At 70.9% G+C, this 23,336-nt stretch carries 22 protein-coding genes; 11 read left to right on the top strand and 11 right to left on the bottom strand.

Annotated features, from left to right (window positions below):
- Positions 1 to 8: 8 nt before the first annotated feature.
- From rpsI to K8556_RS03165, 3 genes are all read right to left on the bottom strand, one after another.
- Positions 9 to 410 (bottom strand): 30S ribosomal protein S9, encoded by a 402-nt coding sequence (rpsI, locus tag K8556_RS03175; protein ID WP_120526842.1) that lies wholly within the window; start codon positions 408 to 410, stop codon positions 9 to 11.
- A gap of 9 nt (positions 411 to 419) precedes the next feature.
- Positions 420 to 866, bottom strand: a complete 447-nt coding sequence (gene rplM / locus K8556_RS03170) for a 50S ribosomal protein L13 (RefSeq protein WP_223738525.1) — start codon at positions 864 to 866, stop codon at positions 420 to 422.
- A 169-nt stretch (positions 867 to 1,035) separates the two neighbouring features.
- On the bottom strand, positions 1,036 to 3,102 hold the full coding sequence (locus K8556_RS03165) for an ATP-dependent helicase (protein ID WP_223738524.1): 2,067 nt from the start codon (positions 3,100 to 3,102) through the stop codon (positions 1,036 to 1,038).
- Between the two features lie 34 nt (positions 3,103 to 3,136).
- On the opposite strand from K8556_RS03165, the gene K8556_RS03160 reads away from it, so the two are divergent.
- On the top strand, positions 3,137 to 3,697 hold the full coding sequence (locus tag K8556_RS03160; RefSeq protein ID WP_223738523.1) for a hypothetical protein: 561 nt from the start codon (positions 3,137 to 3,139) through the stop codon (positions 3,695 to 3,697).
- Positions 3,698 to 3,725: 28 nt separating this feature from the next.
- The gene (locus K8556_RS03155; RefSeq protein ID WP_223738522.1) at positions 3,726 to 4,223 is read left to right on the top strand and encodes a caib/baif family protein; all 498 of its coding nucleotides are present in this window, start codon (positions 3,726 to 3,728) and stop codon (positions 4,221 to 4,223) included.
- Between the two features lie 2 nt (positions 4,224 to 4,225).
- Here the strand turns inward: K8556_RS03155 and K8556_RS03150 are convergent, their stop codons facing one another.
- Both K8556_RS03150 and K8556_RS03145 read right to left on the bottom strand, forming a co-directional pair.
- Entirely contained in the window at positions 4,226 to 5,404 is a 1,179-nt protein-coding gene (locus tag K8556_RS03150) for a class I SAM-dependent rRNA methyltransferase (RefSeq protein ID WP_223738521.1), read from the bottom strand.
- A gap of 8 nt (positions 5,405 to 5,412) precedes the next feature.
- Entirely contained in the window at positions 5,413 to 6,675 is a 1,263-nt protein-coding gene (locus tag K8556_RS03145; protein WP_223738520.1) for a metallopeptidase family protein, read from the bottom strand.
- A 105-nt stretch (positions 6,676 to 6,780) separates the two neighbouring features.
- Here K8556_RS03145 and K8556_RS03140 point away from each other — a divergent pair, with 105 nt between their 5' ends.
- Positions 6,781 to 7,362, top strand: a complete 582-nt coding sequence (locus K8556_RS03140; RefSeq protein ID WP_223738519.1) for a nucleoside triphosphate pyrophosphatase — start codon at positions 6,781 to 6,783, stop codon at positions 7,360 to 7,362.
- 17 nt (positions 7,363 to 7,379) lie between these two features.
- On the opposite strand, the gene K8556_RS03135 is transcribed toward K8556_RS03140, so the two are convergent.
- Complete coding sequence (locus K8556_RS03135; RefSeq protein ID WP_223738518.1) at positions 7,380 to 8,342, bottom strand: DHH family phosphoesterase; 963 nt, start codon at positions 8,340 to 8,342, stop codon at positions 7,380 to 7,382.
- A gap of 367 nt (positions 8,343 to 8,709) precedes the next feature.
- On the opposite strand from K8556_RS03135, the gene K8556_RS03130 reads away from it, so the two are divergent.
- Positions 8,710 to 8,958: a hypothetical protein gene (locus tag K8556_RS03130; RefSeq protein WP_120619103.1), complete on the top strand. Its 249-nt coding sequence runs from the start codon at positions 8,710 to 8,712 to the stop codon at positions 8,956 to 8,958.
- Between the two features lie 351 nt (positions 8,959 to 9,309).
- Here the strand turns inward: K8556_RS03130 and K8556_RS03125 are convergent, their stop codons facing one another.
- On the bottom strand, positions 9,310 to 10,779 hold the full coding sequence (locus tag K8556_RS03125; protein ID WP_223738517.1) for a hypothetical protein: 1,470 nt from the start codon (positions 10,777 to 10,779) through the stop codon (positions 9,310 to 9,312).
- A gap of 139 nt (positions 10,780 to 10,918) precedes the next feature.
- Between K8556_RS03125 and K8556_RS03120 the strand changes: the two genes are divergently transcribed.
- The gene (locus K8556_RS03120) at positions 10,919 to 11,716 is read left to right on the top strand and encodes a TatD family hydrolase (RefSeq protein WP_223738516.1); all 798 of its coding nucleotides are present in this window, start codon (positions 10,919 to 10,921) and stop codon (positions 11,714 to 11,716) included.
- Between the two features lie 29 nt (positions 11,717 to 11,745).
- On the top strand, positions 11,746 to 12,645 hold the full coding sequence (locus K8556_RS03115) for a ThiF family adenylyltransferase (protein WP_223738515.1): 900 nt from the start codon (positions 11,746 to 11,748) through the stop codon (positions 12,643 to 12,645).
- A gap of 9 nt (positions 12,646 to 12,654) precedes the next feature.
- Here K8556_RS03115 and K8556_RS03110 read toward each other — a convergent pair whose 3' ends face one another.
- Positions 12,655 to 13,620 (bottom strand): PD-(D/E)XK nuclease family protein, encoded by a 966-nt coding sequence (locus K8556_RS03110; RefSeq protein ID WP_223738514.1) that lies wholly within the window; start codon positions 13,618 to 13,620, stop codon positions 12,655 to 12,657.
- Positions 13,621 to 13,761: 141 nt separating this feature from the next.
- Here K8556_RS03110 and mutY point away from each other — a divergent pair, with 141 nt between their 5' ends.
- Both mutY and K8556_RS03100 read left to right on the top strand, forming a co-directional pair.
- Positions 13,762 to 14,925 (top strand): A/G-specific adenine glycosylase, encoded by a 1,164-nt coding sequence (mutY, locus tag K8556_RS03105; protein WP_223738513.1) that lies wholly within the window; start codon positions 13,762 to 13,764, stop codon positions 14,923 to 14,925.
- Positions 14,926 to 15,124: 199 nt separating this feature from the next.
- Positions 15,125 to 15,367, top strand: a complete 243-nt coding sequence (locus tag K8556_RS03100) for a DUF2934 domain-containing protein (protein ID WP_223738512.1) — start codon at positions 15,125 to 15,127, stop codon at positions 15,365 to 15,367.
- Between the two features lie 30 nt (positions 15,368 to 15,397).
- On the opposite strand, the gene K8556_RS03095 is transcribed toward K8556_RS03100, so the two are convergent.
- Positions 15,398 to 16,492 (bottom strand): hypothetical protein, encoded by a 1,095-nt coding sequence (locus K8556_RS03095; protein WP_223738511.1) that lies wholly within the window; start codon positions 16,490 to 16,492, stop codon positions 15,398 to 15,400.
- A gap of 90 nt (positions 16,493 to 16,582) precedes the next feature.
- Between K8556_RS03095 and K8556_RS03090 the strand changes: the two genes are divergently transcribed.
- Genes K8556_RS03090 through K8556_RS03080 form a run of 3 tightly spaced genes read left to right on the top strand, consistent with a single transcriptional unit; the run spans position 16,583 to position 18,827 of the window.
- On the top strand, positions 16,583 to 17,422 hold the full coding sequence (locus tag K8556_RS03090; protein ID WP_223738510.1) for a hypothetical protein: 840 nt from the start codon (positions 16,583 to 16,585) through the stop codon (positions 17,420 to 17,422).
- Positions 17,419 to 18,366 (top strand): RimK family alpha-L-glutamate ligase, encoded by a 948-nt coding sequence (locus K8556_RS03085; RefSeq protein WP_223738509.1) that lies wholly within the window; start codon positions 17,419 to 17,421, stop codon positions 18,364 to 18,366. The genes K8556_RS03090 and K8556_RS03085 overlap by 4 nt, the downstream gene beginning before the upstream one ends.
- 53 nt (positions 18,367 to 18,419) lie before the next feature.
- Positions 18,420 to 18,827: a hypothetical protein gene (locus K8556_RS03080; RefSeq protein WP_223738508.1), complete on the top strand. Its 408-nt coding sequence runs from the start codon at positions 18,420 to 18,422 to the stop codon at positions 18,825 to 18,827.
- Positions 18,828 to 18,885: 58 nt separating this feature from the next.
- Here K8556_RS03080 and metH read toward each other — a convergent pair whose 3' ends face one another.
- Complete coding sequence (metH, locus tag K8556_RS03075; protein WP_223738507.1) at positions 18,886 to 22,401, bottom strand: methionine synthase; 3,516 nt, start codon at positions 22,399 to 22,401, stop codon at positions 18,886 to 18,888.
- Entirely contained in the window at positions 22,398 to 23,294 is an 897-nt protein-coding gene (locus tag K8556_RS03070) for a metalloregulator ArsR/SmtB family transcription factor (protein ID WP_223738506.1), read from the bottom strand. Before K8556_RS03070 ends, metH begins: the two co-directional genes overlap by 4 nt.
- Positions 23,295 to 23,336: the final 42 nt, after the last annotated feature.

The raw sequence follows: 23,336 nt of genomic DNA, 5'->3' as shown, positions 1-23,336 counted from the left end.
AAGCGTGATTAGCGCTTGGAGAACTGGAACCGACGACGGGCGCCGGGCTGGCCGTACTTCTTGCGCTCGACCGCGCGGGCGTCGCGGGTGAGGAAGCCGGCCTTCTTCAGCGCCGGACGGAACTCCGGGTTGAAGGCGCACAGCGCGCGCGCGATGCCGTGACGGATGGCACCGGCCTGGCCGGAGAGGCCGCCGCCGCGCACGTTGACCGTGACGTCGAGCTTGCCCTTCTGCTCCAGGATCTCCAGCGGCTGGTTGAGCACCATCTTCGACGTCTCACGGCCGAAGTACTCGTTGATGTCGCGGCCGTTGATGACGACAGCGCCGTTGCCGGGACGCACCCAGACGCGAGCGGTGGCCTCCTTGCGGCGGCCCGTGGCGTAGAAACCGAGTTCAGGATTGATCGCCATGGCTGTTCCTTACGCCTCGACCTTGTACGCCACCGGCTTCTGGGCGGTGTGCGGATGGGTGTCACCAGCATAGACCTTGAGCTTCGTCATCATCTGACGGCCCAGGGCGTTGCGGGGCAGCATGCGGCGCACGGCGTTGAGGATGATGTCCTCGGGGTGACGCTGGCGCAGCTTCTGGAGGTTGGTGATCTTCAGGGCGCCCGGGAAACCGGCGTACGGGTGACGGTAGTACTGCTTGTCCGTCTCCTTCGTGCCCGTCACCTTCACCTTCTCGGCGTTGATGACGATGACGTGGTCACCCGTGTCGATGGACGGGGTGTACGTGGGCTTGTGCTTGCCCTTCAGGAGGGTGGCGATCTGACTGGCGGCGCGGCCAAGCACCTTGTCGGACACGTCGATGACGTGCCACTGGCGCTTGATGTCCCCAGCCTTGGCGCTGTAGGTCTTCTGCGACATTTCGTGCACTCCAGACTTCGGCGCGACACCCAGGTGCATGCCAGGGGCCGCGTGCTCGTGCGATACCAACCGCGGGTCCTCCGCCTGAAACTCCGACAGAAGCCCGGAAAGGCTGACCCTCCTAGTAGGACGGCGGGATCAAGTCAAGGTTGGGCGTACGGGGGACCCCTCACGGTGCCCGGCCAGGGGTGCCAGGGCCCGGGCTGCCGGCGCCAGGCTTCTTGAAGCGCTCCTTCAGGTTCGCGAAGAAGTTCTTCTCCTTCTCGTCCGGCGGCCCCTGACGCGGCGCGTCCATGTCCACGTTCTCGAAGGCGTCCGGGGGCAGGTCCTCCAGGAAGCGGGAGGGCGTGCGGGGGACCTCCTTGCCGCGCTTCACGCGCACGGTGGAGCGGGTGAGGTAGAGCAGCTCCTTGGCGCGGGTGATGCCCACGTAGCAGAGGCGGCGCTCCTCCTCGAGGTTCTGCGCCTCGCCCTGCATGCCGCCGTGGGGCATCAGGTCCTCTTCCATGCCGATGAAGAAGACGAGCCGGTACTCCAGGCCCTTGGAGGCGTGCAGGGACATCAGCGTCACGCGCTTGTTCTGCCCCGGCACCTCCTCCTCCTCCTGGCGCGTGTCCAGGCTGAGGCGGTTGAGGTACGTGAGGAGGCTGGCCTTGGGGCCCTCGCGCTTCTCGAACTTCTCCAGGGACGCGAGCACCTGATCCACGCCCTTGAGCTTCTTGTCCGCGGCGGTGCCGGAGACGGCCTTGGCGCGGGTGGCCTCGCGGAAGCCGATCTCCTCCAGGAGCTTGTGGGTGGCCTCGGACAGGCGGGGCGTCTGGGCGAAGGCGTCCCGGTAGCGCTCCACCATCTCCACGAACTCCAGCACCTTGCCGCCCGCGCCCGCGGGCAGGTCGTCATAGGTGTCCGCGCGGCGCATCACCGTCCAGAGCGTCACGCCCTCCGCGCGCGAGTGCGCGTGCAGCCGCTCCATGGTGACGTCGCCGATGCCGCGCGAGGGCACGTTGACGATGCGCATGAGGGAGATTTCGTCCAGCTTGTTCGCCAGGACCTTGAAGTACGCGATGACGTCCTTCACCTCGCTGCGGTCGAAGAACTCGCTGCCGCCCACGACTTCGTAGGCGATGTTCTTCTCGCGCAGCATCTCCTCCACGGGGTGGGCCTGGCCGTTGGTGCGGTAGAGCACCGCGATGTCGTCCGCGGGGACGCCCAGCGAGATGTGCTTCTGGATTTCGTGCGCGACGAAGCGGGCCTCCTCCTCGTCATTGGGGCACGCCACCACCTTCACCAGCGGACCGCCCTTGCGGTCGGTCCACATGCGCTTGTCCTTGCGCTCCGGGTTCTTGGCGATGACGGCGTTGGCGGCGTCCAGCACGCGCTGGGAGGAGCGGTAGTTCTGCTCCAGCCGCACCTCCTTGCCGCCCGGGAAGTGCCGGTCGAAGTCCAGGATGTTGCGCACCTCCGCGCCGCGCCAGGAGTAGATGCACTGGTCGTCATCCCCCACCGCGCACACGTTCCTCGCCTCGCCCGCGAGCAGCTTGAGCAGGTCCAACTGCGCGTGGTTGGTGTCCTGGAACTCGTCCACCAGGAGGTACTGGAAGCGGGCCGTGTACTTGCGGTGCAGGTCCGGGTGCTCGCGCAACAGGCGCGCGGGCAGCACCAGCAGGTCGTCGAAGTCCACCGAGCCCTGCGCCTTGAGCGCGAGCTGGTAGTCCGCGAAGACCATGGAGGTGATGAGGTCGTAGTCGTCCCCCAGCCCTTCCGGCTTGGGCTGGGGCGCCTCGCCGGAGTTCTTCGCCTTGGAGATGAGGGTGAGGACCTTGCGCGCGTCGAAGGCGCGATCATCGATGCGCTTCTCGCGCATGGCGCGGCGGATGATGGAGAGCTGGTCGCCCATGTCCGCGATGGCGAACTTCCGGGGCCAGCCCAGCCGGTGGATGTCCTCGCGCAGCACCTCCGCGCCGAACGCGTGGAAGGTGCACACCAGCACGCCCTGGGCGCGAGGCCCGGCCATGTGGATGAGGCGTTCCTTCATCTCCGTGGCGGCCTTGTTGGTGAAGGTCACCGCGAGGATGTTGCGGGCCATGATGTGGTTGGGCCGCTCGTTGAGCAGGTGGACGATGCGGTGGGTGATGACCCGCGTCTTTCCACTGCCAGCGCCTGCCAGCACGAGCAGGGGGCCCTGGAGCGTCACCACGGCCTCGCGCTGAGGAGGATTGAGCTTCGAAAGGTCCATTGCGCGCGGGCCAGGGATACCCTTTGATTCGTTCGTGCGCGACTATTTCCTCCGGCTGGCCATCGCATCGTTCGCGCTCGGCGTGGGCGGCGGATGCCTTGACGACGAACGCACGACATCTCCCACCCCGCGCGACGTGGTGACGACCGCCGCACCGTGCGTGTACTTCAAGGACCTGGCGCCGTTCCTGCCGGAGACGCTGGAGGGCTTCACGGTGGGTGCCACCGCGGGCTCCACGGGGAAGTACGGCGAGGTGTCCGTGTCGGAGGCGGAGCGCACCTACACGCGTGGCGAGGGCCGCGAGGTGAAGGTGCGCATCGTGGACACCACCATGGGGCTGAAGCTGGGGCAGGCCATCCGCGAGGCGGCGCAGAAGGCCCGGGGCCGCGCGGCGAGCGACCCGACGGCGCCCATCCAGTGGAAGGAGGCCGTGGGCTTCGTGCGCTATGACGCGGACGAGGCCGTCGCGGAGGCGAACCTCCTGGTGGGTGAGCGGTTCGTGGTGGCCGTCACCAGCCGCGGCTTCCCCAGCACCGTGGAGGTGCGGCGGGTGGCGCGAGGCATCGACCTGGCCGGGCTGGCCCGGCTGCAGTGACTCAAGAGTCCAAGGAGCGTTTGTGGCGGTGAAGGAGAAGGGGTCGCGGCCCCAGACGACCCAGGAGTTGCTGGAGCAGGAGAAGGCGGCGCGCCTGGGCGTGTCGTCCCTGGGCAAGCGCGAGTTCATGGACCAGTTCCAGAAGCTGTCCAAGAGCTACGCGGTGGACCCGGGCAACCCCGGCTCCTACGCGTGCGAGGGCTGCCAGCGCTGCGCCAACTGCATGTTCTGCAAGGACTGCGACAGTTGCCACCAGTGCACGCACTGCACCCGGTGCGAGCTGTGCACCAACTGCTCGCACTGCGTGGAGTGCAAGAACTGCCACGCGTGCGCCTACTGCGTGCAGAGCGAGAACTGCTCCAGCAGCGCGTACGTGGTGATGAGCAAGAACCTGCAGGACTGCAACTACTGCTTCGGCTGCGTGGGGCTGTCCAAGAAGGACTTCCACATCCTCAACGTGGGCTTCTCCCGCACGGAGTACTTCAAGGTCGTGGGCCGGCTGCGCAAGGAGCTGGGCATCCCGTAGACCTACAGGGCGCGCACGTAGAGGGCCTTGAGGTACTCCGTCTCCGCGAGGCCCGCGAGCACCGGGTGGTCCAGGCCGGCGCCCCGCCGCTCCAGAATCTGCACCGGGCGCTTCGCGTCCGCGGCGGCGTCCAGGACCATGGACTCGAAGCCCTGCCGGTCCAGCTTCCCGGAGCACGAGCACGTGACGAGCAGGCCGTCCGGCTTGAGGCAGCGCAGGGCGCGCAGGTTGAGCTCGTGGTAGGCGCGCAGGGCGGTGGCCAGGCCCTCGCGGCGCTTGGCCAGGCCGGGCGGGTCCAGGACGATGGTGTCGAAGCGGCGGCCCTCCTGGTCGAAGCGGCGCAGCACGTCGAACGCGTTGGCGTTCTCCACCTTCACGTGGGCGCGGCCGTTGGCCTCCGCGTTGGTCTGGATGCGCGATGCGGCCTTCGCGTCCTGCTCCACCGCGAGCACCGACGTGCAGTGCCTCGCGAGCGCGAGCGCGAAGCCGCCGTGGTAGCTGAAGCAGTCCAGCGCTTCGCCCCGGCCCAGCTCGCCCGCGCGCAGGTGGTTGTCCACCTGGTCCAGGAACGCGCCCGTCTTCATGTCGCCCAGGAGGTCCACGTCGAAGCGGTTGTCACCCTCGTGGTAGGTGAAGCGCGCGGCGCCCTCGCCGTGCAGCAGGCGCACCTCGCGGGGCAGGCTCTCGAAGTCGCGGCCGGAGGCGTCGTCGCGGCAGACGACGTGGCTCGCGCCCGTCCGCTCCACCAGCGCGCGCGCCAGCATCTCCTTGCGCGCGTCCATGCCCTCCGACAGCGTCTGCACGGTGAGGCCCTGGCCGTAGCGGTCCACGAAGAAGCCGGGGAGCAGGTCCGCTTCTCCGTGCACCAGGCGCAGGCCGTCCCGCCCCGGCAGCACGGCGCGGCGGGCGAGCGCGGCGTCCAGGCGGCGGATGAAGAAGGCGTCGTCCACCTTCTCCTCGTTGGGCCCCTTGCGCGTGAGCAGCCGCAGGGCGAGCGGGGAGCGGCGGGCGTAGAGGGCCTGGCCGATGGGGTTGCCCTGCGGATCCACCACGGCCACCACCGCGCCCGGCGTGTCGGTGGCGGGGGCATCGGTGAGCTCCGTGCGGTACACCCAGGGGGTGCCGCGACGCAGCGTCTTGGCGCCCTTCAAGCTGACGCGGGCGGTGGGAAGGGAAGGCATGTGGGGGCTCACTCCAGGCCGCGCGCGGCCAGTTCCTCGTCGTCTTCCCCTCGCAGATGCCCGATTTCATGCAGCAGTGTCACGCGAATCTGTTCGCGCAGCTCTTCCGGGGTGCGCACCGCGCGGGCCAGGTTGCGCCGGTAGAGGGCCACCGAGCGGCAGGGGGTCTCCGAGCCGTCGCACGGCTCCTGGAGCGAGGGCCCGCGGAACAGGCCCAGGATGGTGGGCGACAGGGGCGGCTGGTTGGCGAGCAGGTCGTCCTCGGAGGGAATCTCCTCCGCGGCCACCGGCACGCCCTCCAGGTCCTTGCGCATGTCCGCGGGCAGGTCCGCCAGCGCGCGCGTCACCTGGGCCTTGAACTCGTCCGCGGACGGCAGGGGCGGTGGGGGGAAGTCCTCGGGCTCCAGCGCGCGGGCCTTCTGGAAGTGCTCCTCCGCCCGGGCCCACTGGCCCTCGCGCTCCAGCAGCAGGCCCAGGTGCTGGTGCGCGTGCGCCGCGCGGTCCTTGTCCTTCAGCAGCGACACGAAGGCCGCCTTCGCCTCGCGGAAGCGGCACAGCTCGAAGAGGGCCAGGGCCTTCTCGTACTTCGCCTCCGCGTTGCCCGGCTCGCGGGCGAGCACGATGGCGGCGCGGTCCAACGCCTGGTCCGCCTGCCCCAGGTCGTTGAAGGCCATGGCGGCCACCAGCGCCAGCGACGGCACGAGCTCCGGGGGCGTGGAGGGCTGGGACAGGCCGCGCTCGGCGTAGAGGGCGCCCAGCTCGTCCCGCTCGCGCGTGGAGGGCAGTTGCACCGCGTACAGGTGCGCGGCGCCCAGCAGCGCGTCCGCGTCCCCCGGGTCGATGGCCAGCGCGCGCGCGTAGGCGAGCTGCGCCTCCGGCTCGCGGTTGAGCGCGGCCAGCGCGGCGCCCCGTTCCGCGTGGGCGGCGGCGAGGTCCGGCTCCAGCGCGGCGGCCTGCGCGGCGCAGGAGAGCGCCTCCTCGTAGTGGCCGGCGTCGTAGTAGTCGCGGGCCGCGTCCAGGGGCGCGCCGCCCTTCGCGTCGCACACCGCCAGCGGGTGCACCTCCGCCGCGTCGTCCGGGGGCTTCACGGAGGCGAGGGGGCCCGCGTCCACGGGGCCTTGCGCGAGCGCGCCCGCGTCCGTGCCCGCGTCGGCCGCCACGGCGGTGGGGGCCACGCCCGCATCCGTGCCCGCGTCGGCGTCCGCCGGAGGGGGGCGTTTACAGGAGGCGAGCAGGAGGAGACAGACAGCGAGCAGACCGCGCCGCGACATGGGCGGGGAGGCTATGGCATCCGCCCCATGCACAGGAAGCGGGGACGTGCCTGCCCGCTCGAGGGGTCCCCTCCCCTCCCCGGCTGCATTACCCTCCGGCCTCCCATGAGAGAACTCATCCTGGCATCCACCTCCAGCGCGCGACGGGTCCTGATGGACGGGCTGGGCGTGCCCTACCGCGCCGAAGCCCCCCACGTGGACGAGCACGTCCCCGAGGACCTGCCCGCCGACGAGGCCGTGCGGATGCTCGCCGTGCGCAAGGCCCGCGCGGTGCAGGAGCGCCACCCGGGGGCCTGGGTGCTGGGCGCGGATCAACTGGTGGAGGTGGGCCGCGACGTGCTGGGCAAGCCCCGGGACCGGGACGCCGCGCGCGCGCAGCTCCAACGCCTGCTGGGGAGCACCCACGTCATCCACACCGCCGTGTGCCTGCTGGGGCCGGGCGGCCACCACTCGGAGACGGTGGAGGACACGCGCCTCACGTTCTTCCCCATCCCGGCGGAGGAGCTGGAGCGCTACCTGGACACCGGCGAGTGGGAGGGCTGCGCGGGCAGCTACCGCGTGGAGGGCCGGGGGCAGGCGCTGCTCCAGGGCCTGGAGGGCGACCGCACCAACGTGCAGGGGCTGCCCATGCTGTCGGTGGTGCGGCTCCTGCGGCAGGCGGGCTTCGACCTCTTCGCCCGCCCCTGAGACGCCGGCTTCGGCGCTCAGCGCGCGCCGGACAGCTCCGCGAGGATCTCCTGGTACGCGGCCCGGGCCTTGTCGGCCTGGTCCGCCTTGAAGCTCGCCGCGGCCACCACCGGGTGGCCGCCTCCGCCGTAGCGGCCGGCGATGGCGGACAGGTCGTGCTGGCGCGTCTGGGGCTTCCAGGGGTTGGAGCCCAGCGAGACCTTGGCGCGCGACGCGCCCCTCCCCACCCACAGCGTGTAGCGCGCGTCCGGGTAGAGCGCGTACGCGATGAACTTGTTGAGGCTGTCCACGCCCTCGTCCACCAGGTCGAAGTAGACGACGCCGTTCTCGTACCGGGCCTTCTCGCGCACGAGGTCGATGTTGCGCTGGTGCTTGAAGAGCAGCGGCTCCAGCGGGGCGGCGATGAGGGGCGACGCGGCGATGTCCGCCAACGACTCCGTCTGCATGCGCCGGATGACCTCCGGGATGAGCGTGTCGTCCTTCGTCGCCTCCAGCACCGTCATGATGCGCAGCGCGGGCTCCTCCAGCGCCACCGCCATCTGGGGGCTGGGGAACTGGGCGCCGTCGATGATCTCCGCCCAGTGCAGCAGGTCCTTCAGCGGGGACGCGTCCCAGCCGAAGCGCTCGCGCGCCACGTCCGCCAGGTACAGCGTGCAACTCTTGCGCTGCGGGTCGTGGAATTTGCGGCCGCTGGTGTCGCGCTGGAAGTGGGGCTCGTCGCCGGGCTGCTGGAAGGCGGAGGCGTGGTGGTCGAACCACCAGGTGAGCCGCGCGTCCTGGCTGTAGCGGAAGTCGACGATGACGTTCTCGTCGCCCGTGAAGACGGCCGGGTCGATGCCCTCCGCCCCCGGCTTGTGGGCCAGCCCCCGGTAGCTGAACGTCGCGTCCGCGCGCACACGCTCCCGGTAGAAGCGGGTGAAGACCGCGGCGCTGGCGGCGCCGTCGAAACAATTGTCGTGGAAGAGGACCTGGACTCGCATGGGCGCCCGCCCTCTACCCCAAAGCCCCGCCGCGTCCCACCCGCACCGTGGTTCCCTGCCCGCAGGGGCTGTGGCCAGGGGGTGACACCTGACCCAGCCCTGTCGTCGCACGACCTCAGGGGAGGTGCGCGCCATTGAACGATGCGTGGAAATCACCGCACTGCGTGAACGAAAAACTCGACAGAACGAGGAACGACCCTGAAGGGCTGAAAAAAGGAAGGCCTGCCCGCCCCTCGGAAACCCGCTACCGGCAAGGAAAACCCCTGGATTCAGGAACCTGACGGGGAGGCTGAGCCCTGGCACCTCGCCTGCATGGTGTCAGACCGACGAGGTACTCACCCGCGAGTCGACAGTAGCGGGAGGAACCATGGCGAAGCGGACCGCAGGCAAGGCGAAGGGTGGCACGGTGCGGCGGCAGGGTCGGCGGGTGATGCCCGCGCTGCGGCGCACGGCGAAGCGCGCGCGGGTGGCGGCCCAGAAGGCCCAGCTCACCGTGGGCGAGGTCATCGCGGCGGCGTTCGACACGGCGGGCGGAGAGATGAGCGGCGTGCTGGAGCTCGTCACGTCCCCGCAGATGACCCGCGCGCTGGGCCGCCGCATCGTCGTCGTGGGCTGAAGCAGCCCGCGTCCCGGCCCCGTGAAGCCCAGGCCGTGCTCCCTTTGGAGCGCGCGGGCGCGTGAGCCGTCGCGACACGGCTGTCAGTCCTCCTCCACCAGGTGCCGCGGTTTCGCGTGAGCGCGGGTGGAGCCCCTCTCCCCTCCTTCTTTCTGTCCTGGAACCTGGATCCGCTGGACCAGGAAGTGGATCCGCACGCGGGTTGATGGGGACCCGGCACTGCCCGCGTTCGTCACTTCGCGCGGGGTGGGTGGCGCGCTTCGCACCTGAAACACGACGGCCCGTGCTCCCTCGTGAAACGGGGAACACGGGCCGGGAAGCCCCGGAGTCCGGGGCTTGGGTGGCGTGGGCCTAGCGGGGCTGCCAGCGCGGGCGGTGGTCGTCACCCTCGCTCGTCAGCACCGTGTACGTGTCCTTCGGGTGCTCGATGGGCGCGCCGGAGGGCTGGCCGGTGGCCGGGTCGATGGGCTGCACCTTGAGCGCGCCGCCCAGGATGTAGGCCAGGAGGCGGCCGTCCGGGGAGAACGACGGCAACGTGGCGTTGTCCACGAGCTTGACGGCGGCGCCCTCCGCCGCGCCCGTGGAGGTGTTCACGCGCTGCAGGAAGATGACGTTGCCCGGCGTGTTGCCGCACAGCGTGGCGCCGGCGTTGCCGCACAGCGTGGCCGCGCCACCGACGTTCTGGTAGTAGGCGCGCACGTACGCCACCCAACCGCCGTCCGGTGCCCAGTTGGGGTTCGCGATGTACGACTCCAGGGTGCCGCCCGTGACGGCGTCGGAGGTCTTGCCCGCGAGCAGCTCCGGGGTGCCGCCGCCCGTCACCGGCAGCGTGTACAGCTTGAGCACCGGGGTCGTGTCCGTGCCGAAGGTCACCGTGTCGCCTTCCGGGTTGGCCAGGAAGAGCAACTGCGACGTGGTGCGGTTGTAGTGCGGCTGCTCGCCGGAGGTGGGCGAGCCCGCGAGCGGAGCCGGCGCGCCGCCGCCCGTGGAGACGTAGATGCCGTTACCCGCGGCGCTGTACGCGTAGTCCGTCCCGTTGGGCGCCCAGTCCGGGAAGGTGCCGTTGCCGGTGGCCTGCGCGGGCGTGCCGCCCGTGGCCTCGATGGTGGAGATGCCCGTGCTGCCGCGCACCCAGGCGATGAGGTTGCCCGGCTCCCACTCCATGTAGCGGATGCGCGCATTGCCAGCGTCCGTGCCCGTGGTCAGCACGGTGGGCGCCGCGGCCGTGACAGGCACCGGGCGCACCGCGAGTTCACCCGCGGCGGCGGTGACGTCCCCCTGCACGAAGGCCACCTGGGTGCCGTCCGGGCCGAAGCGCGGGTAGGCGCTGGCGACGCCGTCGGCGCTGAGCGACGTCATCCCCGGCACGTCGTAGGCCGTCACCAGCGCGCGCGTGCCGCCGTCGTTGCCCGTCACGGCGATGAGGAGCGACTGGCAGGTGGCGGCCTCGCAGCGCAGGCCCGCCATGCAGTCCGTGGACGCGGTGCACGCGCCGCCCTTGGCCACGTTCATGCCCGCGTCCGTGCCGGCGTCCACCTCCGTCCCGGCGTCCGTCTCCGTCCCGGCGTCCTCGGTGCCCGCGTCGACCTCCGTCCCGGCGTCCTCGGTGCCCGCGTCGACCTCCACGCCCGCGTCCTCTTCCGGCGGGGGGGTGACGTTCTGCAGCTCGCACTTGTTGTCCGCGTTGCAGGTCCACTGCTGCCCTTCCGGCGCGGAGCCCTTGTCACGGCAATCGTACTGGTCGACGCACTCGTCGCCACAGCCCGTGCCCAGCACCGCCAGCGCCCCGAACAACGCCCCCAACACCACTCGCTTGGTCATTTACACGCCTCCAAAGACGCGATGGCTCCAAAGTCAGGCGGCGCGTCTTAGCTTCGCGTCCAAGGATGTCGGGAGGCCTTGAAGGGCACGCCATTCAGGGCTGTCAGTGATTGAACGGGTCTGGGAAGAAGGGTGCTCAATGATCGACACGCACTGCCATCTGGACGCCTCGCGCTTCGACCCGGACCGTGACGACGTCGTCGCGCGCGCCTGGGCCGCGGGGCTGCACGGCATCCTCATCCCCGCGGTGGGCCCGGACACGTGGGAGCCATTGCTCGCGCTGCCGCGAAGGGACGCGCGCGTCCAGGTGGGGCTGGGCATCCATCCCCAGTTCCTGCCGGACCTGCCGCCGGAGGACGACGGCGCGCACCTGGAGCGGCTGGACGCGCTCCTGTCCCGGGGCGGCGCGGTGGCGGTGGGCGAGTGCGGCCTGGACGGCCCCTCCCTCCCCGGCGCCCCGCTGGAGCGGCAGTTGGCGGTGCTGCGCGGGCACCTGGCCCTGGCGCGCAAGCACGGGCTGCCGGTGCTGATGCACTGCCACCGGCTGCACCCCGCGCTGATGGAGCTCCTGAAGGCGGAGGCCTGGCCGGAGGCCGGCATCCTGATGCACAGCTACAGCGGCGGCGCGGAGCTGGCGCGCTTCTACATCCAGAAGGGCTGTCACTTCTCCTTCGCGGGCCCGGTGACGTGGGCGGAGGCGCGCAAGCCGCTGGACGCCCTGCGCGTGATTCCGGCGGACCGGCTGGTGGCGGAGACGGACTCGCCGGACCAGGCGCCCACGCCCTTCCGGGGGCAGCGCTCCGAACCCGGCTACCTGCCCCACATCCTCGCCGGCATGGCGCAGGCGCTGGGAGAGCCGGTGGAGGCGCTCGCCCAGCGGACGACCGAGAACGCCCGGCGCCTGTTCCGGGAAGCTTTCCCCTCCCCTTCGCGGTAGGCGAGCGTCGCGTGATAGAGGAGCCCTTCATGAACCCGCAGCCCGCCCCCTCCCCCACCGCCGAGACCGAGGCGCTCCCCGCCTCCCCGGCCGCTTCGAACACCGTCGAGAACGCGGCCTCGCTGGCGAAGCCCTTCAAGCTGTCGCGCCGCTTCGACCGCACGGCGCGCCTCCTGGGCGACAGCGCCATGGAGCGGCTGGCCAACGCGCACGTGGTGGTGTTCGGCCTGGGCGGCGTGGGCAGCTTCACCGCGGAGGGCCTGGTGCGCAGCGGCGTGGGCCGGCTGACGCTGGTGGACCATGACGACGTGTGCGTCACCAACACCAACCGCCAGCTCCACGCGACGGTGAAGTCGGTGGGCAAATCGAAGGCGGAGCTGATGGCCCAGCGCTGCCAGGAGATCAACCCGCAGGCGAGGGTGGAGGCCCTGCGCGAGTTCTACCGCGAGGAGCTGGCGGAGACACTGCTGCCCGCGGGCCGCTACGACTTCGTGGTGGACGCCATCGACAACGTGAAGGCGAAGCTGCACCTGCTGCACCGGTGCGTGACGCTGGGCCTGCCGGTGGTCAGCTCCATGGGCGCCGCGGGACGCCTGGACCCCACGGCCATCCGCGTGGAGGACCTGAGCGAGACGCACATGGACCCCTTCGCCAAGGACATCCGCAAGCTGCTCAAGCGCAAGTACGGCGTGGAGACGGAGCGCCACACGGGCATCACCGCCGTTTACTCCATCGAGACGCGCCGGCAGCCGGTGCCGCTCAACTACGACGACGCGACCGACGGCTTCCTGTGCGTCTGCCCGCAGGACAACGAGTTCCACACCTGCGACCACCGCACGCAGATTGACGGCAGCGTGGCGTTCGTCACCTCCGCCTTCGGCATGAACGCCGCGGGCGTGGTGGTGCGCCGGCTCGCCTCCGCGCGGTAGCGCGCGCCCTCAGGCCACGCGCGGCCGGGCCTGCGCCACCGCGGGCTCCCGGCCGCACGGACGGCGGAAGACGCAGCGGGCGCAGACGTCCAGGTTCCCCGTCTGCGGGAAGGCCTCCGGCTCCTTCGGCGTGTTGGTGCCGGGGTCATTCAGCAGCGAGCGCATCCCCTCCACGCTCCGGGCGAAGTACTGGCGGAAGCCGTCCATGGCGGACGGGTCCACCGTCACGTCGTGCTCCTGCCCCTCGTTGAGGTACACGAGCGACGCGCGCACCTTCTCCAGCGGGTAGCGGTAGCGCTGCGCGATGTAGAGCGCGTAGCCCAGCACCTGCTCGTCGTAGCCCTCGCGCGAGCGGCCCGTCTTCCAGTCCACCACCACGACGGAGCCTTCCGCGTCCACGTAGGCGAAGTCCGGGATGGCGAAGGTCTTCACCCCGTCCATGACGAAGTGGGCGAAGTCGAAGCCCGCGTCCACCTCCAGCCACTGCGCGGGCTTGAGCCCCTTGGCCACCGTGGGCCAGCGCGACTGGAAGAACCACGCGAGCGCGTTGCGCACCGTCTCGAAGTTCTGCTTCCAGGCCTCGTTGGGGACGTCCTCGGCGTACTCGTGCTCCGCCAGGCCGGTGAAGGGCTTGCGGTACTTCGTCGTCCAGTAGGCCTTGGAGCGCGAGTGCCGGAAGTCGTCCTGCATCAGCTTGTGCGTGCGGGCCTCCACCTTCGCGGGGTCCACGTCACGGCCGGCGCGCCAGTCCAGCAGCACGTCCTTGAGGGCCTCGTGCACGATGCTGCCCGCCCAGGTGTAGCGGTTGTGCAGCTTCTTGAGGACGTAGAGCTCGCGCACGTCCCTGGCCGCCTCCGCCTCCCAGCCGCCCCAGGAGCGGTAGTAGTAGAGGTAGTAGGCCCGGAGGCACTCGGAGAACTTCTCGTGGCGGCTCTTGGACCAGGAGAAGTCGTTGGTGATGGGAGGGCGGGCCATGGACGCGGGGCATCCTATAGACGATCGCCCGCCCCGCCAGAAGAGGGACGGGCGGCCGGACAACCGCCCCCCGCCGTTGGTAGAAACGCCGGGTGCGCCCGACCGTACGGGTATGGTGCCGCGCCCCCCGCGAAGAATCACATGAGCCCACGCAAGCGCACCGACACCGGGGCACTCCCCGCCCCCGTCTCCCCTGAACGCCACACCGCCATCCACGGTCCGCTGCTCTCCTGGTACGACCGGAACAAGCGCGACCTGCCCTGGCGGCGCACCCGCGACCCGTACGCCATCTGGCTCAGCGAGGTCATGCTCCAGCAGACGCAGGTGTCCACGGTCATCCCGTACTGGGAGCGCTTCCTCACGCGCTTTCCCACGGTGAAGGCGCTGGCCTCCGCGCCCCTGGACGACGTGCTCTCCGGGTGGAAGGGGCTGGGCTACTACTCGCGCGCGCGCAACCTGCACCGGGCCGCGCAGGAGGTGGTGGAGCGCTTCGGCGGGAAGCTCCCGGCCACGGCCGGGGAGCTGCTCACCCTGCCCGGCTTCGGGCGCTACACCGCCGGGGCCGTGGCCTCCATCGCCTTCGGTGAAGAGGCGCCCATCGTGGACGGCAACGTGGCGCGCGTCCTGTCGCGCCTCTTCGAGGTGGAGGGGCTGCCCGGGGACCGCGACCGCGAGGCCACGCTCTGGGCGCTGGCCTCCGCGCTGGTGAAGGGCGAGCGGCCCGGGGACTTCAACCAGGCGCTGATGGAGCACGGCGCCACGGTGTGCCGGCCGGAGTCTCCGCTGTGCCTGCTGTGCCCCGTGCGCGACGGGTGCATCGCGTTCAAGAAGGGGCGCGTGGACGAGCTGCCGCCGGCCAAGGTGCGCGCCGCTCCGCGCAAGCTGTTCCTGGCGCTGGCCGTGTGGCCGCACGCGGGCACGCTCCTCTTCGCGCGGCGCGCGGACAAGGGCCTCTTCGGCGGCCTGTGGGAGCTGCCCGCCGTGGAGGTGGAGGAGGACACGCCCGAAGCGGAGGCGACGCAGCGGCTGACCACGGCGCTGGGCGCGCCGCTCACGCTCGTGGGCACGCTGGACAGCGTGCGCCGGCAGCTCACCCACCGCGACCTCACGCTGCGGCTGCTGCGCGTGACGGGCGACGCGCGCCCCACGAAGTCCGCCGCGTTCCAGGAGCTGCGCTGGTGCACGCCCCAGGAGGCGGAGGCGCTGGGCATGAGCACCGCGATGCAGCGCGCGCTCGACGCGGCGCTGGGGCACGGCGTGATGGGCGCCGAGGCCACGCCCGCGAAGAGGGCGACCAGGCGATGAAGCGCCTGGTGGGCTCGCGCTCGCGGACCACCCGTCCAGGGCCCTTCCGCTGACGGATTTTCCGAGCGGGATGGCCCGTTGGTCCCTCAACACTTCGCGACCTGGGATGTCGCTCCGGCAACCCCGTACGCCTTGGGTCTCTTCCGCGAGAGAGGGGCGCGGCCGAAGCTTCAGGTCGCCTTTTCCAGGAGGAAACCCCATGGCCCGTCAGAACGCGCAGAAGTCCCAACCGAACCCGGCCCCCAAGGCCGCGCCGGAGCGGACCGAGGACAAGAAGCCGGCGGCCACGGCGAGCGCGCCCACGAGCAAGACCGCCGCGCCCACGCAGGAGCAGATCGCCCGCCGCGCCTACGAAATCTTCCAGGCCCGGGGCGGCACGCACGGCAACCCCGAGCAGGACTGGCACCAGGCGGAGCGCGAGCTGCGGCTCGGCCGTCAGTAGTCCGCCGCCCGAGGCCGCCCGCGCGCGGCTTCAGTGCGCGGGCGGAAGTCCCTGGAGGGCCGGGCGCTCGAACTCCAGCGCCCGCTTCAGCCGGCGCTGGGCCTGCTTCAGCTCCTCCAGGATGCGCTCGGCGTCCATCACCGAGCGCATCGCCAGCCCGCACGCGGGCGTCAGCAGCACCGTGGACAGCGCGCGTGAGAAGCCGATGCCGTCCGGCAGCGCCGCCTTCAACGACGCCTCCACCGAGTCCGACAGCTCCTCCACCGAATACGTGGACGCCAGGTCCGTGGGGATGACGCCCAGGCTCAGCGTGGCGCCGGAGTCCAGGAAGCGCTTGAGCGCGTCCGTCTCCTCCAGCATCGCGTCCAGCGACAGCCGCACGTCCAGGGACACGAGGTCCGCCTGCGCGTCCAGCAGCACGCCCCAGTCCGTGTTGCCGCAGCAGTGGATGCCCACGAGCGCGCCCTCGCGCTGCAGCGCCACCACCAGCAGCCGCAGCTCCTGCTGGGCCAACAGGTGCTGCGGGTTCATCCGCACGTAGGCGTAGAGGCCGGGCTCGTCCAGGTAGAACAGGGGCGTGGTGCCCGTGCGCTTGAGGGCGCGCACCATGGCCAGCGCGCGCACCATCACCAGCCGGTACAGCGCCGCGTCCAGCCCCGGCACCGAGAGCACCGGCTCACCCGTCGCGGTGCGCACCACGGAGCGCACCGTGAAGGGGCCGGCGAGCTGCGCCTTCGCGAACGCGAGCTTGCGGTGCTCCACCTCCCAGAGGAACGGCCTCCACGCGCGGCACGCGTCCGCGGTGGGCTCGAAGGCCTCCAGGTCCCCGGCGGCGAGCGCCACCTCCAGCCGCTTCTCGAAGGCCTCGCGCCCCGCGCTCCACGCCTCCACGTCCACCGTGCACACGCCGTCCTCGTCGAAGCGCAGGCCCGGCAGGCCCTCCAGCGCGGCGGGGATCATCAGCTCCGACGGATGACCCACCGGGAGCTGCGGCAGGAACGGGATGTCCAGGGCGAGCGCGGCTTGCAGACCCAGCTCCACCTGGGTGTGCGGCAGGCTGCCAATGCCCGTCGTGGCACACGCGGGCAGGAGCTGGACGGCGCGACGGATGGTGGGCGAAGGCATGGCGGCAATCTATCCCTTCCGGGAAAAGGCGGCCGGACTTGGATGGGGGGATTGTTCCCCGGGGAGGCGGCCTGCGAGGCTTCCGGGTCCATGCCCAAGCTCGTCCTCGTCGGCGCGGAGCTGTTTCCACACCTGCGCGACCTCCTGCGCGCCGAGGCCCTGCGCGCCGGGTTCCGCGCCGTGGAGGTGCCCGTGAGAGCCTGGGGCGCCACCACGACGCCCTGGGTGGAGGTGAAGGGCGGCCGGTTCCGCGCGGGGCTGCTCGGTCCCGAAGGCCGCGAGGAGCTGGAGCGCGAGGACGTGTTCTGGTGCCTCTCCGAAGGCCCGCTGCCCCCGGAGGAGGACTACCTGCGCGCGGAGCGGGAGGCCCTGCGCGAGGGCTTCCACACCACCTGCCCCGCGCGCACCCTCAACCGCAGGGGCCTGCTCTCCGTCCCCTGGACGGTGCCCTCCTGGCGGCTGCTCGCCCAACAGCTCCCGGCACGAGAGGGGGCCTGCGTCCTCGCGCCGCCCCACTTCCATGTGGGCACGCCCCCCGAGGACGGCCGCCGGTGGAAGCCCTGGCCCCAGGAGGCGGGGGGCACCGATGCACGGGTCTGGTGGACGGTGTCCGCGCCGGGGCCGCTCCACATGGCGTGGGTGATGGGCCAGCAGGTCAGCCTGTGGAGCGTCGAAGACGGCGGCGGGACCCGGGTGGCGCCGACACCCGAACTCGCCGCGGACCTCGCGCGGCTCGCGGCCGGCTGTGGCGCGGAGTTCCTGGAGGTCCTGCTGGTGCCCTCCGCGTCCCCCACGGCCTGGGCGGCGCTCCAACTGTCGTTCGTTCCGGAGGGCCTGGAGTCGATGCTCTCCGGTGAGCACCCCGCGCTCGTGGAGCAGGTGGAACACTTCGTCCGCGCGCGGCTCGCGGGCCAGGAGGTCGGGCCGTGATCTTGTTGATGGGCCCCATCGATGAGCTGGTGACGTCCTTCTTCCTCGCGCACCTCACCGACACGAAGAGCGAGTACCTCTTCGTGGACCAGCGGCACCTGGGCACGCAGGTGCGCCTGGAGCTGGACCTGGCGCCGGGGCCTCACGCCTCGCGGAGGCTGCGAGGAGCGGTGTGCTTTCCCACCTGGCGCGTCGACCTGGAGGACATCTCCGGCATCTTTTCGCGCCTGGGCACGGGGGGCGTCCGCGAACACGTGACGCCGGAGGTCCGCGCCGAGCGGGCCCACGCGAATGCCCTCATGGACCTCTTCCACGGCCCGGTGGCCAACCGCCCCACGGCGATGGTGTCCAACAACAGCAAGCCCTGCCAGTACGCCGCCATCCTCGCCGCGGGCCTGAGCGTGCCCGACACATTGGCGGGCGGCGACTGGCGGCTGTGGGAGCCCTTCGCCCGGGGCCTGACGGGGGACCCCGTCATCAAGTCCGTCAGCGACGAGCGCTCCCTCGTGAAACAGGTCTCCTGGGATGACACCCGGGCCGCGTTCCTGCCGGGACGGGCTCCGCCGCCCCACCAGTTCCAGCAGCGCATCAGCGGCACCAACGTGCGCGTCCACGTCGTGGGAGGCCGTGAGGTCTTCGCGTGCCGCGCGGAGTCGCAGGCCCTGGACTACCGGCACCCGGACATGACCGGCCACCCGGTGCACCTGCGCGCCACCACCCTGCCGGAGCCCGTGGCCGACGCGTGCCGGCGCCTGTCCTCCGCGCTCGGGCTCCACCTCTCCGGCATCGACCTCATCGAGCCCCCCGGCGGCTCCGCCGACCCGCGCGATTGGGTGTGCCTGGAGGTCAATACCTGCCCCGGCTTCATGTGGTTCGAGCAGCACACGGGGCTCCCCATCGCCCAGGCCCTTGCGCGCTTCCTTCAAGCCCCGCTAGCATCATGAAGCTGTAAAATTCCGGCCTTGCGGGAATGCCGGAATCACCAGGGGGATACACCATGTCGAAGCACAACACCGAAGCGGGGCTCATCACGTCGCGGGACCTGCCGAAGCTGGCGGAGGCGGGCCAGGTGGCGGCGCCCGAGGTGGGCCACAGCGCGCAGGAGCTGCGTCAGGCGGTGCAGGCGGCGCTGGCCGAGCAGTGGTCGCTGATGGGCATCATCGACACGGGCAAGAAGGCGGCCGACCTGGGCAAGAAGGCCGCGGATGCCCTGACGGACAAGGCCAAGAAGGATGAGGACAAGGCGATCCACGACGAGGGCAAGGCCCGCGACGAGGCGCACAAGAAGCTGAACGACGACAAGGCGAAGAACGCCGAGGACCGGAAGAAGCACGGCAAGGAGGCCGCCAGCCTGGGCGTCGCCGCCGGGGCCTTCTCCGACGCCCTCCGCGACCTGCGCGCCTGACGTTCGTGCATCCCCCGGGAAGAGTGGCCCTCCGGCCCTCTTCCCGGTGTTCCTCCGGTCACGTCACGGAGAAGTACGTGGCGCCCGGGTGGTGGAAGACGATGGCGGACACGCTCGCCTCGGGCTCCATCATGCAGCCGTCGGTGAGCTGCACGCCGATCTCCTCCGGTTTGAGCGCGGCGAACAGCTTCGTCTGGTCCTCCAGCCGCGGGCACGCCGGGTAGCCGAACGAGTAGCGCTTGCCGGTGTACTCCGCGCGGAAGCGCTCCAGCATCGTCATGTCCGCGCGGTCCGGGAAGCCCCACATGCTGCGCAGTTGCGTGTGCAGGAGCTCCGCGTAGCCCTCCGCGGTCTCCAGCGCCAGCGCCTGCACCGCGTGCATCTTGAGGAACTCGCCCTTGGCCTTGAAGCCCTCGGACAGCTCGCGGATGCCCGCGCCCGCGGTGGTGACGAACAGCGAGAGCGCGTCCACCGGCTTGCCGTTCTCCAGCGGCTTCACGTAGTCCGCCAGGCACAGGCCGTTGTCCTTGTCCTGCCGGGGGAAGTCGAAGGACGTCACCGGCTCGCCCGTCGTGCCGTCGAAGAGCAGCACCCGGTCGCCGTCGCTGGCCGCCTTGAAGAACTGGAACACCGAGCGCGCGTGCATCACGCCGCCGCGCAGGAGCGTCTTCAGCTCCTCCACCGCCTCCTTCAGCGCCAGCGCCTTGCGGCCCTCCTCCGTCTTCGCCAGCTCCGCCTCGGCCGGGGTCCCCAGCGCGCGTGACGACGTGCGCAGGCCCAGGTGGCGGCCGTAGAGCATCACCGGGTTGATGAACTTCCAGATGTGGTCCAACGGCGTGTTGGTGAGCACGTGCCGCGCGAAGTCCGGCGCGGGCGGCACCGTGGCCAGCACCGGCACCTCCGTGCTGCGCGAGCGGCGCACCGGGGCCGCGGGCGCGGGCCGGTCCTTCGCCTCCTGCGCCAGCTTCAGCCGCCGCGCGGCCAGGTCATCCCGCAGCTTCGCGTGCGCGCCCGGCTCCACAATCTGCTTCGCCAGCTCCAGGCCGTTCATCGCGTCCTGCGCGTAGGCCACCGTGCCGCCGCCGTAGGCCGGGGCGATGTTGCGGTCCACGAAGTTGCGGCTGAGCGCGGCGCCGCCCACCAGGATGGGCGTCTCCACGCCCGCGCGCCGCAGGTCCTCCGCGGTGGCCACCATCTGGTGCGCGCTCTTCACCAGCAGGCCGGACAGGCCCAGGATGTCCGGGCGGTGCTCCTTCACCGCCAGCACCAGTTGCTCGGGCGGGACCTTGATGCCCAGGTTCACCACCTGGAAGCCGTTGTTGGCGAGGATGATCTCCACCAGGTTCTTGCCGATGTCGTGCACGTCCCCCTTCACCGTCGCGAGGACGATCTTCCCGCGCGACGCCGCCTGGGTCTTGCTCATGTGCGGCTCCAGGTGGCTCACCGCCGCCTTCATGGACTCCGCGCTCTGGAGCACCTCCGCGACGATGAGCTCGTTGGCGCCGAAGAGGCGGCCCACCTCGTCCATGCCCTTCATCAGCGGCCCGTTGATGATCTCCAGCGGCGACATCTCCTTCATCGCCAGGTCCAGGTCCGCCGTCAGGCCGTCGCGCGTGCCCTCGATGATGTAGCGCTGGAGCCGCTCGTTCAGCGGCAGGCTGCTCACCTGGGCGCGTGCGGGCTTGCGCTCGCGGAAGTGCGCCGCGAAGGGCGTCACGGGGTCCGTGCCCCGGTTGTAGATGAGGTCCTCGGAGAGCTTGCGCTCCTCCTCCGGCAGTGACGGGTAGCGCTCCAGCTTCTCCGAGTTGACGAGCGCCATGTCCAGGCCCGCCTGCACGCAGTGATACAGGAACACGGAGTTGAGCACCTCGCGGCCCGCGGTGGGCAGGCCGAAGGACACGTTGCTGATGCCCAGCACCGTGCGGCACTGGGGGAAGCGCTGCTTGATGAGGCGCACGCCCTCGATCGTCTCCACGCCGCTGCCGGTGTACTGCGCGTCACCGGAGGCGCAGGGGAACACCAGCGGGTCGAAGTAGAGGTCCTCCGGGCGCATGCCGTACTTCTGGGTGAGCAGCTCGTAGCTGCGCTCGGCCACGGCGAGCTTGCGGTCGCGCGTGACGGCCATGCCCACCTCGTCGATGCAGCCCACCACCAGCGCCGCGCCGAACGCCTTCGCCAGCGGGACGACCTTCTCGAAGCGCTCCTCGCCGTCCTCCAGGTTGACGGAGTTGATGATGGCCTTGCCCTGGCAGTACGTGAGCGCCATGGCGATGACCTTCTCGTCCGTCGAGTCGATCATCAGCGGCACGCGCACCTTCTTGACCACCACCTCCAGGAAGTGGCGCATGTCCTCCAACTCGTCCCGGTCCGGGTTCGCCAGGCAGATGTCGATGACCTGCGCCGCCCGCCGCACCTGGGCGCGGGCAATCTCCGACGCGTCGTCGAACGCGCCCGCGACGATGAGCTCCTTGAACTTCTTGCTGCCGATGACGTTGGTGCGCTCACCCACGATGATGGGGCGCTGCTCGTCCGTCACCTCCAGGTAGTCCACGCCGGACAGCGACGAGCGCGGCTTCGGAACTTCCGTGCGCGGCTTGAGCCCCTTCACCGCGGCGGCGAGCGCCTCGATGTGGCCCGCGTGCGTGCCGCAACAGCCGCCCACCACGTTGATCCAACCGTTGTCACAGAAGCGCCGGAGCGACCGGGCGATCATCTCCGGCGACTCCAGGTACTGGCCGTTCTCATCCGGCAGGCCCGCGTTGGGCACGCACGACACCGGGAACGGGCTCATGGACGACAGCGACCGGATGTGGTCCGTCATGAAGTCCGGGCCCGTGGCGCAGTTGAGCCCCAGGTAGAGCAGGTCCGTGTGCTCCAGCGACGTGGCCAGGCTCTCCACGGACTGGCCCGCGAGCATGGTTCCCATGGGCTCGATGGTGCCGGACACCGCCACCGGCAGCTTCCAGCCCAGCTTCCGGAAGGCCCGGTCGATGCCCAGCAGCGCCGCCTTCACGTTGCGCGTGTCCTGCGCCGTCTCCACCAGCAGGTAGTCGGAGCCGCCCACCGCGAGCCCCTCCGCCTGCACGGCGAAGTTGTCCACCAGCTCCTCGAAGGTGATGCCGCCCGTGACGCTGATGGCCTTGGTGGTGGGGCCGATGGAGCCCGCCACCCAGCGCATCCGCCCGTCCTTCGCCTCCGCGGCCTTCGCGGCCTTCAGCGCCAGGCGGGACGCGGCGATGTTGATCTCCATCGCCTTGTGGCCCAGCTCGAACTCCGCCAGCACCACCGGGGTGCCGCCGAAGCTGTCCGTCTCCGTCACGTCCGCGCCCGCGGAGAAGTACTTCGCGTGGATGCCCTCGATGACGTCCGGGCGGGTGAGGACCAGGTGCTCGTTGCAGCCCTCGTACTCCGCGCCGCCGAAGTCCGCCGCCATCAACTGGTGGCCCTGCAGGAGCGTGCCCATGGCGCCGTCCAGCACCAGGATGCGCTCGCGCATCGCGGCCTGGAGCGCCTGCACGCGCTGGCCGTGCTCCCCGGGGGGAAGCGGCAGGGGTTGGGCGATGTGGCTCGTCATGACGGTTTGACTCCGGTCAGCAGGAAGACGCGGAAGGGACTGGCCCCGTCGCGCGCGTGCGTCTCGCGGGTGAACGACGTGAAGCCGGCCTCGCGAAGGGCCGCTTCCAGGACTTCGGGCGAAAAGCCCATGTGACGGTGCCCCAACCGCTCCAGCACCCACTTCTCTTCGTGCGGCATCAGCTCCAGCACCACCAGCCGGCCCCCCGGCTTGAGCAGCCGCGCCGCCTCCGCCACCACCGCCGCGGGCGCCTCCACGTGGTGGAGGCTCTGCGAAATCACCACCAGGTCCATGCGCCCGCCGGCCAGGGACAGCCGGTGCAGGTCCTCGCGCAGGAACGTGATGTTGGTGAGCCCGTCACGCTGGGCCAGGGCCCGCGCCTGGGACAGCGCGTCCTCGCTCTGGTCAATGGCCCACACGTGCCGCGCCCACCGCGCCATGGCCCGGCTGAACACGCCCGTGCCGCAGCCGAAGTCCGCCACGTCCAGGGGCGGCAGCAGCGACGCCAACGCCCCCGCCCAGAGGAACCACGACTGGCCGGGCTCCAGGAGCCGCTCGTTGAGCGCCTGCCGGTCCTCCCGCGCGCGCAAGAGGTCGTTGAGCCGCGCCGAGTCCCCCGCCGCGTCCTCCGCCTCGCGCGCCAGCCGGACGAGCGGCCAGCGCGAGTCATCCGACTCCAGCGCCAGCGAGTAGTACGTGAAGCCCGCCTGCCGCTCCTCGCGGATGAGCCCCAGCCCCTTCAGCTTCGACAGGTGGTGCGACACCGACGACTGGGCCACCCCCACCAGCGACACCAGCTCCGTCACGTTCAGCGGCGCCTGGGCCACCAGCCGCAGGATGCGCAGCCGCGTCGTGTCCCCCAGGACACGGAAGGATTGGGAGAGGACGTCCATATCGAGCCATCAACATATATCGATGCTCTGACACGGGCACAA

Source organism: Corallococcus sp. AS-1-12 (assembly GCF_020036995.1).
Lineage (GTDB): Bacteria > Myxococcota > Myxococcia > Myxococcales > Myxococcaceae > Corallococcus.
The sequence above is the reverse complement of the archived record's forward strand: the minus strand, read 5'-3'. Positions and strand labels throughout refer to the sequence as shown.

Bases quoted from the DNA above. Each gene is read 5' to 3' on its own strand.
- K8556_RS03130 (WP_120619103.1), top strand. From the start codon at position 8,710: ATGGCGAAGCGGACCGCAGGCAAGGCGAAGGGTGGCACGGTGCGGCGG.
- mutY (WP_223738513.1), top strand. From the start codon at position 13,762: ATGAGCCCACGCAAGCGCACCGACACCGGGGCACTCCCCGCCCCCGTC.
- K8556_RS03110 (WP_223738514.1), bottom strand. From the start codon at position 13,620: ATGGCCCGCCCTCCCATCACCAACGACTTCTCCTGGTCCAAGAGCCGC.
- K8556_RS03150 (WP_223738521.1), bottom strand. From the start codon at position 5,404: ATGCCTTCCCTTCCCACCGCCCGCGTCAGCTTGAAGGGCGCCAAGACG.
- K8556_RS03125 (WP_223738517.1), bottom strand. From the start codon at position 10,779: ATGACCAAGCGAGTGGTGTTGGGGGCGTTGTTCGGGGCGCTGGCGGTG.
- K8556_RS03140 (WP_223738519.1), top strand. From the start codon at position 6,781: ATGAGAGAACTCATCCTGGCATCCACCTCCAGCGCGCGACGGGTCCTG.
- K8556_RS03135 (WP_223738518.1), bottom strand. From the start codon at position 8,342: ATGCGAGTCCAGGTCCTCTTCCACGACAATTGTTTCGACGGCGCCGCC.
- rpsI (WP_120526842.1), bottom strand. From the start codon at position 410: ATGGCGATCAATCCTGAACTCGGTTTCTACGCCACGGGCCGCCGCAAG.
- K8556_RS03115 (WP_223738515.1), top strand. From the start codon at position 11,746: ATGAACCCGCAGCCCGCCCCCTCCCCCACCGCCGAGACCGAGGCGCTC.
- K8556_RS03145 (WP_223738520.1), bottom strand. From the start codon at position 6,675: ATGTCGCGGCGCGGTCTGCTCGCTGTCTGTCTCCTCCTGCTCGCCTCC.
- K8556_RS03090 (WP_223738510.1), top strand. From the start codon at position 16,583: ATGCCCAAGCTCGTCCTCGTCGGCGCGGAGCTGTTTCCACACCTGCGC.
- K8556_RS03100 (WP_223738512.1), top strand. From the start codon at position 15,125: ATGGCCCGTCAGAACGCGCAGAAGTCCCAACCGAACCCGGCCCCCAAG.
- rplM (WP_223738525.1), bottom strand. From the start codon at position 866: ATGTCGCAGAAGACCTACAGCGCCAAGGCTGGGGACATCAAGCGCCAG.
- K8556_RS03095 (WP_223738511.1), bottom strand. From the start codon at position 16,492: ATGCCTTCGCCCACCATCCGTCGCGCCGTCCAGCTCCTGCCCGCGTGT.
- metH (WP_223738507.1), bottom strand. From the start codon at position 22,401: ATGACGAGCCACATCGCCCAACCCCTGCCGCTTCCCCCCGGGGAGCAC.
- K8556_RS03070 (WP_223738506.1), bottom strand. From the start codon at position 23,294: ATGGACGTCCTCTCCCAATCCTTCCGTGTCCTGGGGGACACGACGCGG.
- K8556_RS03165 (WP_223738524.1), bottom strand. From the start codon at position 3,102: ATGGACCTTTCGAAGCTCAATCCTCCTCAGCGCGAGGCCGTGGTGACG.
- K8556_RS03080 (WP_223738508.1), top strand. From the start codon at position 18,420: ATGTCGAAGCACAACACCGAAGCGGGGCTCATCACGTCGCGGGACCTG.
- K8556_RS03120 (WP_223738516.1), top strand. From the start codon at position 10,919: ATGATCGACACGCACTGCCATCTGGACGCCTCGCGCTTCGACCCGGAC.